The sequence below is a fragment of the Paraflavisolibacter caeni genome, assembly GCF_025628885.1.
GTDB lineage: Bacteria > Bacteroidota > Bacteroidia > Chitinophagales > Chitinophagaceae > Flavisolibacter > Flavisolibacter caeni.
Map to the genome: position 1 here is coordinate 125,304 of NZ_JAOTIF010000013.1, position 12,860 is coordinate 138,163.

A 12,860-nucleotide genomic window follows, 5' to 3' on the forward strand; every position below is an offset into this window, starting at 1 on the left:
GAAGCTTTTTAACTCATCAGCAATACATTTACACTTCTTTGTAAGATATTAAAGGCAATTTCCGCCATAAGGTTTTCTTTATCGAGTGTCGGGTTCACTTCAGTTATTTCCAGGCAACAAACTTTTCGGTTCTGCATTAGTTTACTTACCAGGTCTTCGGCCTCTCTTTCTCTTAAGCCATTGCTTACAGGTGTACCAGTTCCTTTACTAATCGTAGGATCAAGGCTATCTACATCAAAAGAAACATAAATATCAGTACAGTCGCTAAGGTAGCGTGTAATTTGGCGAATCACCTGTTCTACACCTTTATTGCGCACTTCTTTGGTAGTAATGACTTTGATGTCGTATTTATCAATCAAATGCTTTTCTTCTTTTTCATAATCACGTAAAGAGACCAATACAATATCTTCAGGCAGTACTTTAGGAGATATTTTACCAATATTTTTCAAACTGCTCCAACATTTTGTAATATCAGAATCCAGGTCGTGCACCGAAGATTCTTTATTGTCTTCACCTATGGTTGCAGCCAGTGGCATGCCATGCATATTTCCGGAAGGAGTGGTATATGGAGTATGAAGATCGGCATGAGCATCGATCCAAATCACCCCCAGCTTGCTTTGAGGCTTTGCTATTTTAACACCAGCAATAGATCCGGCTGCATTACTATGATCCCCACTAAGGATGACTGGGAAGAAATTACTTTTAATGGTCTCAGCAACTGCTTTACTCACTTTTTCGCACATAGTAATTACGCCTTTGATGCGTTTAGCATATGGCGATTCTATGGGTTCAAATAAGAGTTTATTTTCATGCTGTATTTTTTCGGAAGGGAAATGGATAAAAAAACTGCTCATAAAATCTAAAGCTGCAATTTTAATTGCATCAATCCCAAGGCTTGCGCCTCGCGTTCCCGCACCTACTTCAGATGGCACTTCAATCAGCTTAATGTTCTTCATGCAAGGTGAAATTCAATTTACAATATACAATTTACGGTTTATCGCACACTGCAAATTGTATATTGTAAATCTAACTACATTATTCATGCGCAGCTAAAATAGGTATGGAACTTTCAAAGGCAAGCCTTTTCGTAGTGCTACCTTTGAAGACACTGTTCAGCAAAGAATGGTGCCGGGGAATTGTAATCAGCAAGTCTATGTTTTTATCCCTAACAAATGTGAGGATCGTATCTTCCACATCAAAGGTGCCTATAAAGTAAAACTCAGGGTTAAACTCTTTAAACAATTCCAATAAGCGTTCTCTTTTTTCCAGGTATTCCTCTGTTAATGACACATAATGTTCACTGTTTACATTAACGATGTGCAGGGTGGGCCTGCAAAGCCTTAGTATATTTTTTATAGGTTCCAGGGGCAGACTGGTTTGCTCGTCTTTATAATCGTAGGTAAGCGCTACATTTTTAACTTCAGAAAACCGGGCTGAGGGTGGAACAATCAAGACAGGACAGACATTTCTCTCTACCATTTTCAGGGTGTTGCTCCCAAAAAGCACTTGTTCCAGTTTATTTTTTCCGCTAATACCCATGACCACCAAACGGGCATCTAAATGCCGGACCAAGCGGCTCAGGCTCTCAATAAAATCGTCGCTTTCCTGCCAACGGCATTCTATCTTAACAATACCTACAGACAGTATTTCGTCCTTAAGCTGATGCAGGTATTCAATCACTTCATCTTTTTCATCAGGGTCGGAATACACATGGAATAAGACCAATATTGTATCATAATTGCCGGTCAACATTTTAGCTGTATAAAAAGCAGCATTATTGGCGGTGGTAGAAAAGTCGGTGGGTACAATGACGGTCATAGGAATTTGTGGTTTTAGTAATTTATGTTAAGATAATGCGGAAAAAGGAATTTACTAAACGGGTTTATTGTTAAAATCGTTAACAGTTTGCTGTTTCATAAAATAAAATTCCCAAATTTCCAAACTGTTATCTTTGCCCGTTAAAATTATTACTAATAAGTGCGACTGAAATCTTTAGAAATCAAAGGGTTCAAAAGCTTTGCTGATAAAACCCTTGTCAACTTTGATGAAAATATTACCGGAATTGTCGGACCCAATGGTTGCGGCAAAAGTAATATTGTTGATAGCATACGCTGGGTAATCGGCGAGCAAAAGATCAGCCACTTGCGCTCCGAAAACCTAGAAAGCCTTGTATTTAACGGCTCTAAAACCCGTAATGCCAGCGGCCTTGCAGAGGTGAGTCTTACTTTTGAAAATACAAGGAACCTTTTACCTACAGAGTTTAATACTGTAACGATCACCCGGAAGTTTTTCAAAAGTGGAGAAAGTGAATACCGTCTAAATGATGTGCAATGCCGATTGAAAGACATCCAAAATCTTTTTATGGATACGGGTGTCTCAACGGACAGCTATGCTATTATTGAGCTTGGGATGGTGGACGACCTGATTAAGGACAAGGAAAACAGCCGCCGCCGCATGCTGGAACAGGCTGCAGGTATCAGTATCTATAAAACAAGGAAAAAGGAAGCCAAGCAAAAGCTGGATGCAACTGAACAAGATCTTGCCCGTATAGAGGATTTACTTTTTGAGATCAACAACCAGCTTAAAACCCTGGAAAACCAGGCCAAAAAAGCCCAGAAATACTACGAGATCAAGAAAGATTACCGTGATATTAGTATTGAACTGGCAAAGGCTTCCCTTGAAGGCTTTAACCTTACCTATAAAGATTTAAACGAAAAACACGATAAAGAAACTGATCAACGTATAGTTCTTGAGTCGGAAATTGCAACCTCAGAGGCCGCACTGGAAGAAGAAAAAGCCGGGTTCATAGAAAAAGAAAAGGCGCTTCATGACAAGCAGTTGAGTTTTAACGAGCTGGTACAGCAGGTTCGTACCAAAGAAAATGAAAAAAACCTGGCTTCCCAGCGGCTGGAACACCTCAAGGAAAGGGAAACAGGGTTGGCTGCATTCCTGCAGAAGGCAGCAGGACAAAGTGCAGGCATACAGGAGAGCATCAGTTTTACACAACAGCAGATAGCGGATGAAGAAGAGTCTTTGAACGATTTGACTGCACAATTGGAAGAACTGAGAACCGCTGTTGATGCCAAACGCAAGATTGCTGACGAGAACCGCTCTACCCTGAACAACCTTCGTACGGCCCACCAACAGGTACAGCGCGACCAATTTGATGCGGAGAAGAAAGTAGCTGTTGCGGACACCTCCATTCAAAATGTGCAACGCGCCATTTTCCAGTTGGAAGAAGAACGCGAAGCCCGCGACCAGCAGATCCAGCTCCTCGAAATGGAAAAGGCCTCGAAAGAAAAACAACTGGCAGAAAAGCAACTGGAACTGGAACAATTACAGGAGCATTATCAAAATACAAAGGAGCAAATAGCAGAGACCCAGGCACTCCTGGAAAACTTGCGACACCAATTGGCCGAGGAGAACCGTAAGCTTGATGCCAAGAAGAACGAGCACGACCTTCTGAAAAGCCTTGTAGATAAAATGGAAGGCTACCCGGAAAGCGTAAAATTCTTACACAATAATCCCGGCTGGAACCATACATCCCCTATCCTTTCCGATATTATATATGTGAAGGAGGAATACAGGGCTGCCGTGGAAAATGTATTGGAACCTTACCTAAACTATTATGTTGTAGCTAACCTGCAAGAAGGTCTGCAGGCAATTCACCTGCTGGATGCTTCTAAAAAAGGGAAAGCCAACTTTTTCCTGCTGGATGAAATCAATAGAAATGGCTTCAATAAAGACGGTCACCAGCCACCAGGCACCATTGCAGCCCTCGACGTCATTGAAGTGGATGCTCAATACCGCAGCCTAGCTGAGCGGCTCCTTGGCAATGTATATATTGCTGATGATGAGTCGGTTTTAGAAGCCAGTCACGATGCTGTGCTCCTAGAAAAACATGGCAAATATGTAAAAGGGAAATATGCTCTTACCGGAGGAAGCGTAGGCTTATTTGAAGGCAAAAAGATTGGTCGCGCCAAAAACCTGGAAAAGCTGCGTGAGCAGATCATAGCCCAACAAGCCATTGTAGATGATTATAATGAGCAAATCAAACTGAGGCACCAGGAAGTTATTGATCTTAATTCCAATCTCAAAGAGCACCTGATCCGCGAGACAGAACGGGAATTACAACAGTGGAACAACCAAGTATTTGGTCTACAAAGCAAGATTGAAAACCTTCAGCAGACCCAGGCGCAGTCCCGCAGAAGACTGGAAGACCTGGAGGACCAACTGGACCAGTCCCATACTTCTATAGAATCTGTACGCCATGACTTAACGACACTAAACCAGCAATTAGCGGACAATTCAGAGCAATTGCAGAAGTCGGAATCAGCATACCGCACCATTGAAGTTCAGTATAATGAAGTAAATGAACAATTCAACAATCTGAACCTTCAGGCAACCCGCCAGCAAAGCAAACTCAACGCTTTGAAACAGGAGTTGCAGTTTAAGACCAACCAACTGAAAGACCTGGATGCACAGGTTCAGAATAATTCAAAGCAATTGGCAGAAACTTCAGAAAGTATTGCTCAATCGGGCATTAACCTGACGGAATTTGAAGAAAGCCTGCATGAATTAATGCACCGCAGAGAAGAAGAGCAAACGGCTTTGAATGAAGCTGACCAGGCTTATTACATTTTACGTAACCAGTTGAATACCAAGGAAAGTGAACTCCGCCATAAAACAAAAGAAAAGGAAATGGTAGAGCACTTGCTGAGCGAGATCAAGGATAAGCTCAATGAGGTAAAACTGCAATTGGCCGGTATGAAAGAGCGCCTCCATGTTGAATTCAGGATCAACCTGGAGGATATCCTGGATGAAGAGCGCGAAACAGAAACACCGGTTGAAGAACTCCAGGAAAAATCGGACAGAATGAAAAAACGCCTGGAAAACCTTGGGGAAGTGAATCCTACCGCCATTGAAGCTTTTGAGGAAATGAAGAAGCGTTACGACTTCATTGTGGAGCAAAAGAACGACCTGGTGGAGGCCAAGCAAAGTTTGATGCAAACCATTGCCGAGGTAGAGTCGACAGCCAACCAGAAATTCCTGGATACGTTCAACCAGGTACGGGAAAACTTCCAGAAAGTATTTAAAGCCCTGTTTACAGAAGATGACCAGTGTGACCTGATCCTCGAAAACCAGGACAATCTTGCTGAAACAGGTATAGATATTATTGCCAAGCCCAAAGGCAAGCGGCCCAGTAGCATTAACCAGTTGAGTGGAGGAGAAAGGACCCTTACTGCCACAGCACTCCTGTTTGCTATTTACCTCATCAAACCAGCGCCTTTCTGTATCCTGGACGAGGTGGATGCTCCCTTGGATGATGCCAATGTAGGAAAGTTCACAAAAATGATCCGTGAGTTTAGCCAGAACTCGCAGTTCATCATCGTAACACACAATAAAACGACCATGAGTACGGTTGACGTTATATATGGTGTTACGATGCAGGAACCTGGTGTAAGTAAGCTTGTGCCAGTGGATTTCAGGAGTTTGGCGAACTAAATTCTAAACCAGGATTAGGTGTTTCTTTAATAGAATGTACTGATCGATGCTTAGGCATTATTTAAAATTTGGAAGATGAGGACAATTGTTCTTTTACTGGTATCTAATGTATTTATGACGTTTGCCTGGTACTACCACCTTAAACATACAGGCTGGCCTCTTTGGAAAGCAATTGCATTCAGCTGGTTCATTGCTTTTTTTGAATATTGCCTGATGGTACCTGCTAATCGCTATGGATTTACAGGAGGGTTCAGTGCTTTCCAGTTAAAAATGATCCAGGAAGTCATTACACTGGTGGTATTCAGTGTATTCGCAGTATGGGCTTTGGGAGAGCCCTTCCGTTTGAATTATTTGATCAGTTTCGGCCTGCTGCTTGGCGCGGTTTATTTCATGTTTAAGAAATAGCTTTTACTTTAAAACTGTAAAAGCAAGAAATCTGTTAATTGGCTCTAAAAGAGCAATTTTAAGAATAAGAAAAATTATTTTTGAAGACGAACTTATCGATATGAAAACTTTCTTTTCTTTCTTTTTCTTACTGATCACATTTTCCATATTTGCCCAAGAAAAACCCGAAGGCCTATTTATTAACTCCAAGGCACCGGAATTTAAACTTCAAGACCAGAGCGGGGTGGATATAAGCTTAAAGGAATTGCGCAAAAAGGGCCAGGTTGTAATGATCTTTTACCAAGGCAACTGGTCGCCATATTGTAACAAGGAGCTGTTACGTTTCCAGGATTCTTTACAGTTCATTACAGACAAAGGTGCCAAGGTGATTGCGATCACGCCGGAAGCCTCTGAAGGTATTTCCAAAACCATTGAAAAGACCAAAGCGGTTTTCCCAATCCTTTATGATGAAGAAATGAAGGTATCCAAAGCCTACCAGGTAGCATATGAAGTGGACGAAAGAACCCTCAACAGACAGAAAAGCTTTGGTAATGACCTGTTAGCTGTAAACAATCAAAAACTGAAAGCTTTTTTACCAATTCCGGCTGTTTACATTATTAATAAAGAAGGGACTGTAACCACCCGATTTTTTGAAACAGACCCTCGCAAAAGACCATGGGTGAGGGAAGTGTTGCAAGAACTCAAGTAAATGTTTCGAATCCGCCAAAGGTGGACAAGTTTGAATGACGAATTGGTACGGGTTGAAGAGGCCTTTGCTCATTCGTCATTTTTCTATCCCAATAAATCAGCGTTCTGAGCGTACTTTATTTGAACTTTTTGTCATTGGGGTCGAAAGCAATTTTTCCAACCTTCCCTCCGCCACCGACTAAAAAAATGGAAGCTCCGTTCCGGGCATTGCCGCAGGCATGAAACCCCTCTTTGCTAATCAGCTGCCAGTGATTGCCTCCGTCATAAGAATAATCTACACCGGTAAGCCCACAGGAGATGAGGCGGGTTTCGGATAAATATATTACACAGCTCCTATAACCATGCGGAGGCTCTTTTGGAGCCATCCAGCTCCTGCCTCGATCCTTTGAGAAAAAACAATTTAGGGAGTCGGACGCCGGATCATTAAAATCGCCGCCAACTACCATTAAAGTTTTACCACCTTTGCGCTTGTTGGCATCCATTACAGCCACCGAATTAGCACCCGTGGTCTGTTTTCCCTGGATAACGGGAAGATCCATCACCTGGTCGCGTATGAAAATCCTTGAGCGAATGCCACCAGATACAAATACCGCTTCATCCTTATCCAATACTGCTATGTTCGTTCCACTGGCAGCAAAAAAAGACTCCCCACTGTCGGCCCGTGGTTTATATTGATCAGGGATTTCCATCCAGCTATCACCGCCGTCGAAAGTGCGGGCAATAAATATTTTACCATCAATAGGGTCACCGATCGCAATGCCCGCTTGTTCGTTCCAGAATTCAAGCGCATCCAGGAACATTCCCTTTGTATTGTTTTGATATACAGTTTTCCAGGTTTGTCCTCCATCCACTGTTCTCAAAATAAAGGCTGGGGCGTCAATGGCAATCACTACAGCTGTAGTGGCGTCAAAAGCATGGATGTCCCTAAAGTCCCTTTTTTCAAACCCATTTACAGCCACCCATTTCCATGTTTTACCGCCGTCTGTACTTTTCCCGACCGTGCCATTGCTGCCGCTTACCCAGATTACCCTGTCGTTTACAACGCTTAGCCCACGAAGGCTGGTTTTTGTGCCCTGTGTAATGATTTCGACTTTAGGAACTTTGATTTGTGAATAAGAAGTGAAAGCAAGAAAAACGAAAAAAAGGAGGTAAAGTAGCTGTTTCATAGTGGCTGAAAGTTAAGACTTCCCAATCTCTTCTTTAAATATTTGATAAAGGGTAGGGCGTTCCACTTAAATTTAAAGATATTTGCGACTTAGAAATTTTAAATCACTAAAATTATCCCTATCGGGATCGGTGGTCATTATGTTTTTACTCGCAATTGATTGGTCGGCATTTTTTGCTAATGTAGGGCAGTTTATCCTGGCATTTTCCATATTGGTGATCCTGCATGAACTAGGACACTTTTTACCTGCCAAGTGGTTTGGCTGCAGGGTAGAAAAATTCTATTTATTCTTTAATCCTTGGTTTTCATTTTGGAAAAAGCAGATTGGAGAAACAGAATATGGACTGGGATGGGTGCCACTGGGAGGTTATGTAAAGATTTCCGGCATGATTGACGAAAGCATGGACAAGGAGCAAATGAAACTGGAGCCACAGCCCTGGGAATTTCGCAGTAAACCTGCCTGGCAAAGGTTAATCATTATGATTGGCGGGGTTGTGGTCAACTTTATCCTGGCTTTTGTGCTGTTTGCCATGATCTTATTTGTTTGGGGTGAGGAAAGATTGCCGGTTAAAAACCTGAAATATGGCCTTGCGACAGATTCTCTGGCCACTTCCGTAGGTTTAAAAGATGGAGATATCATAACTGCCGTTAACAATGAGCCTTTGGTGTTTATGAACAATTTACCCAAAGAGTTGATGCTTACGGATGCAGTTACCTTGGAAGTAAACAGGAATGGAAAAGATACTACATTGAAACTACCGGAAGGATTTATCAGTCACCTGACCAAAAACCAAAGACAAGGCTTTGTGGCGCCGCGATTCCCGGTAATTGTAGATAGTCTTTCGACCAAAATAGAATTTGCCAGTGGCAAATTTGAAAAAGGCGACCGGTTTCTGTCGGTCAATAACCAACCTGTCACCTACTTCCATGAATTTGAAAGGTTAAAACAACAAAATAAGGGAAAAGTCATTCCCATTACTGTTTTGAGGGGAAATGACACAGCCACAGTAGCTGTGAAAGTTCAGGAAAATGGAAGCATTGGCTTCTATCCCCAAGCACCTACTGTGTTACTAGGAACAGAAAAAGTAGACTATTCGTTTTTCGAAGCTATCCCTGCAGGATTTAGCTATGGCATCAATACACTTAGGGATTACATTACAGGTATCCGCTTATTATTTACTTCGAAAGAGCACAAAGTGTCTGACAACCTGGGCAGTTTAATCTCAATTGGAAAAACATTTGGCGGAAGCTGGGATTGGCATCGCTTCTGGACCATGACTGCCTTATTCTCCATCATCCTGGCTTTTATGAATATCCTGCCTATTCCAGCACTGGATGGAGGTCATGCGCTATTCACCCTATTTGAAATCATCACGGGCCGCAAGCCAAGCGACAAGTTCATGGAATATGCCCAAATGGTAGGCATGGTATTATTATTGGGCTTAATGGCATACGCTTTAGGGTTAGACATTTGGAGGTTATTTAAATAAAGTGAATATTAAGAAACTCATCACGGCAACTGATGTGTATAATTCGTAATTTCGTGTTTTACAAATACTTTGGGGGTGTTTGGTTTTGACAGCATAGATCTTTGAAAGTGTAAGCATGCCGAGCGTTGGATAATTAGCTCGTAAATCTGAATATTCAAAATTCAAATGGCGAATCTAACTACGCCATGGCTGCCTAATTAGTAATTAGCGCATCCATTATGGCCGAGACTTTCCTTTAGCCTTTCGGGGTGTCTCCGCTTAATCAAATCTGCAAAGGCTGCGGCAACTGAAGGCTGTGACTGTTGCTTAAGTACCATCCAGCTAAGGAAATAATTGGTTCGTTCTCTTCCGGTTATTTTCCCGACAAATAATTGGGAAATAAGCATGTAGAAAGCTTTCGGCGGTTATGTTTGGACACCGGTTCGACTCCGGTCACCTCCACAATTCCTCATTTTGGGCCAAACAAAAAGCCTGTGATCAGAAAACAAGCACTGATCACAGGCTTTTTGTTTTTAATAACATTCATAACGTCGATGCATGGTGCTTAAATACAGATCATTGGCTCTTTCGTTCATACTTAAGAGAAAGAATAATTGATTATACATTCTCTATAATCTGAATATCAAGGGGCAAATCATAAAATATACTACTTTTTTTTCAAATAACCAAATAGAACTCTGCCTTTGGCACCAACTTTGCTAACAATGGCCGAGTTCAAATATAAGACCGAGCTCAATTTGATTGTTGGATGAGCAAATTGATTGACAGGTTTTCATAGCCACCACCTCTAGGATTTTTAAACTGCTGAGGTATTAAAGTGATGTTGTTTGCTTTGGTTGTGCAAAATTGAGAGACGACCCAAAGACTTGAGAGCTGATTGAGACTAATATCTTAAACCCATTTTGAAAAACCCTTTAAAAACCTAGTATCCAACTATGAGATTAGTACTGCTTTGGGCATTTTTGATATGCCTATGCCCTTCGTTTGTGCATGCCGCAACGTATTATTTTTCCGCTTCTGGTAATGACTCTTACAGCGCCTCACAAGCCAAAAGTTCATCAACACCGTGGAAGAGTATCAACAAGTTAAATGCCATCTGGAGTACCCTACAGCCCGGAGATGTGGTCCTCTTTAAAAGAGGGGATACCTTCTATGGTACTATCAAACCTACTAAATCGGGTTCATCCTCTGCTCCCATCACCATTGGCGCATATGGTAGCGGTAACGATCCTGTCATAACAGGCTCTATCACTCTGAGTAGTTGGACTTCCGTTGGCAGTGGTCGTTATGAAAGTTATAATGCTTCTTTAGGATCAACCGTTGCCATGGTGACCATGAACGGCGTAGTCCAGGAACTTGGCCGATATCCAAACAGTAATGCTTCTAATAAAGGCTATTTGAACTTTGAGTCAAAAGGCACCAGCTCCATTACTGATAATGAACTGCCTTCTTCGCCCAACTGGGCCGGAGCAGAGGTAGTGATCCGCAGTGCACACTGGATCCTGGATCGATTAAAAATCACTTCCCATTCAGGACACACGCTCTCCTATAGTCCAGCAGCAAACTATTCATTGAAGCCTGGCTATGGTTACTTTATTCAAAATGATGTACGCACCCTGGACAAACAAGGTGAGTGGGCTTACAAGGCTTCTACCAAAAAACTTACCGTGCACTTTGGGTCCAGCAGCCCTTCTAATTACAAAGTGAAGGCTAGTGTGCTAACCAACGTGGTATACATTTCAGGTTACAACTATATAACTCTTACCAACCTTACCTTTGAAGGCTCCAATGATGACGTAATGTTCATCAAATCCTCCACAGGCACACAGGTGCTTAATTGTAATATACTCAATGCCGGTAATAATGGTATTGAAGCCACCAGCACCACAAAGCTGCAGATATTAAATAGCACCATCGACTACAGCAACAACTGTGGCATTTTCCAAACCGGGGGCAACAGCTATACCACCATCCGCAGCAACACCATCAAGAACTCAGGCACCTTTGCCGGTATGGGATTCAATGGAGCCAACAACAGCATGGGTATTCGCGACAATGGTAATAACAGCTTAATAGAATACAATACCATTGACAAATCCGGCTACTGCGCCGTTCGTTTTACAGGTAATTACACGACCATCAAAAACAACTTGATCACCAACTTTGCTTTTGTAAAAGATGATGCGGCAGGTATTTACACCGGTTCACCAGACAAGGTGGAACGTTATGGCAGAAAACTGATTGGCAACATCATCCTCAATGGTATTGGTGCCAGTGAAGGTACTACTGATAAAACATCCCTCCAGGTTTCTGGTATTTACATGGATAACTATTCTTCAGGTGTTGACATTCAAGGTAATACAGTAGCCAACTGTGGCAAGGTGGGCATTTACATACACAATGCATACAAGATCACCCTCCGAAACAACACCTGCTTTGATAACAATTCAGGACAGTTGCAGATAACACATGACCATATCGGCCCTCGTGTCACCGGAGTAAGCATGAAAAACAACATTTTTGTTTCCAAGACAAAGACACAAACTGTTGGTTACTTCTACACTAACCTAAGCACCAGTGACATTAATGCTTTTGGCTCTTTAGACAGTAATTATTATGCACGTCCTTTAGATGATAATGCAACGCTCCGTACTGCAACAGGGCTGTACACTTCTACACAAGTCCTGAGTACACGGACCCTTTCCGGCTGGCAATCGGCTTATGTGCATGATGACCGTTCCAAGAAGTCACCAAAGACCCTGAGCAGCACAGTTGACCCCAATAGTTACCTGCGTCTTGTCTACAATGCTTCTAATGCAAACAAGACCATTTCGCTTGGCGCCACCTATGTAGACATGAAGAACAAGACCTACTCTGGCAGTATTACCCTGGCTCCTTATGCTTCTGCAGTACTGTTGAAAACGGCCTCAAGCACGACAAGTACACTTATGGCTAATCTGGCTCCCACTGTATCGCTGTCCAGCCCTACTGCTAGCGCCACTTATACTGCACCAGCATCTGTGCGCCTGACAGCAACGGCAACTGATGCAGATGGCTCTATCAGCAAGGTGGAATTCTACAAAGGCTCTACCCTGATCAATACTGAAAATTTGGCTCCTTATGACTGGACATGGACCAATGTGGCAGCCGGTACGTATACTATTACCGCCAAGGCTTATGACAACAGCGGTAATGTAACTACTTCAGCTCCAGTGACTATTACGGTGAAAGCTGCCAGCCTCGCCATGGCCATGCCAACTGAGAACAATATAACAATGAGTGCTTCAGCAAGCTTGCATCTCTACCCCAATCCTGCTTCCAGCACTATTTATGTAGACTTGAATGGATTGGCCAATAACCAGCCAGCCAAACTGACCATCTACAATATGGCGGGCAGTATGGTGAAGAGTATGCCGGTAACCTTATCGGGCAATAACATCAAAGTGGATATTTCGACTTTAGTTCCAGGAACATACCTGTTGAGTGTAGCCGGAGAAGGCATCAACAGCACTCAAAAGTTCCAGAAAATAGATTAAACCATTGAAGACAAGCTGCTATTTGCTTCTTACAGTAAGTTCCAGCAGCATTTAAATATCAAATAAGATCGG

General features: G+C 42.5%; 8 protein-coding genes and 1 other RNA gene. 6 read left to right on the forward strand and 3 right to left on the reverse strand.

Going from position 1 to position 12,860, the window contains the following annotated elements:
- Nucleotides 1–8 precede the first annotated feature (8 nt).
- Both OCK74_RS15910 and OCK74_RS15915 read right to left on the reverse strand, forming a co-directional pair.
- Nucleotides 9–956 (reverse strand): arginase, encoded by a 948-nt coding sequence (locus OCK74_RS15910; protein ID WP_279298048.1) that lies wholly within the window; start codon nucleotides 954–956, stop codon nucleotides 9–11.
- A gap of 79 nt (nucleotides 957–1,035) precedes the next feature.
- Nucleotides 1,036–1,818: a universal stress protein gene (locus OCK74_RS15915; protein ID WP_279298049.1), complete on the reverse strand. Its 783-nt coding sequence runs from the start codon at nucleotides 1,816–1,818 to the stop codon at nucleotides 1,036–1,038.
- A gap of 159 nt (nucleotides 1,819–1,977) precedes the next feature.
- Here OCK74_RS15915 and smc point away from each other — a divergent pair, with 159 nt between their 5' ends.
- The 3 genes from smc (at nucleotide 1,978) to OCK74_RS15930 (ending at nucleotide 6,598) form a co-directional block, all read left to right on the forward strand.
- Nucleotides 1,978–5,505, forward strand: coding sequence for a chromosome segregation protein SMC (gene smc, locus OCK74_RS15920; protein WP_279298050.1), 3,528 nt, complete (start codon nucleotides 1,978–1,980; stop codon nucleotides 5,503–5,505).
- 75 nt (nucleotides 5,506–5,580) lie between these two features.
- The gene (locus tag OCK74_RS15925; protein ID WP_279298051.1) at nucleotides 5,581–5,910 is read left to right on the forward strand and encodes a DMT family protein; all 330 of its coding nucleotides are present in this window, start codon (nucleotides 5,581–5,583) and stop codon (nucleotides 5,908–5,910) included.
- Between the two features lie 100 nt (nucleotides 5,911–6,010).
- A complete protein-coding gene (locus tag OCK74_RS15930) occupies nucleotides 6,011–6,598 on the forward strand; it encodes a peroxiredoxin family protein (RefSeq protein WP_279298052.1) in 588 nt (195 codons plus the stop codon).
- 115 nt (nucleotides 6,599–6,713) lie between these two features.
- Here the strand turns inward: OCK74_RS15930 and OCK74_RS15935 are convergent, their stop codons facing one another.
- On the reverse strand, nucleotides 6,714–7,763 hold the full coding sequence (locus OCK74_RS15935) for a WD40/YVTN/BNR-like repeat-containing protein (protein WP_279298053.1): 1,050 nt from the start codon (nucleotides 7,761–7,763) through the stop codon (nucleotides 6,714–6,716).
- A 139-nt stretch (nucleotides 7,764–7,902) separates the two neighbouring features.
- Between OCK74_RS15935 and rseP the strand changes: the two genes are divergently transcribed.
- The 3 genes from rseP to OCK74_RS15950 all read left to right on the forward strand — a co-directional run bounded on the left by rseP (nucleotide 7,903) and on the right by OCK74_RS15950 (nucleotide 12,788).
- The gene (gene rseP, locus OCK74_RS15940) at nucleotides 7,903–9,252 is read left to right on the forward strand and encodes an RIP metalloprotease RseP (RefSeq protein ID WP_279298054.1); all 1,350 of its coding nucleotides are present in this window, start codon (nucleotides 7,903–7,905) and stop codon (nucleotides 9,250–9,252) included.
- A 71-nt stretch (nucleotides 9,253–9,323) separates the two neighbouring features.
- Nucleotides 9,324–9,696, forward strand: a transfer-messenger RNA (tmRNA) gene (gene ssrA, locus OCK74_RS15945).
- A gap of 491 nt (nucleotides 9,697–10,187) precedes the next feature.
- Nucleotides 10,188–12,788: an Ig-like domain-containing protein gene (locus OCK74_RS15950; RefSeq protein ID WP_279298055.1), complete on the forward strand. Its 2,601-nt coding sequence runs from the start codon at nucleotides 10,188–10,190 to the stop codon at nucleotides 12,786–12,788.
- Nucleotides 12,789–12,860: the final 72 nt, after the last annotated feature.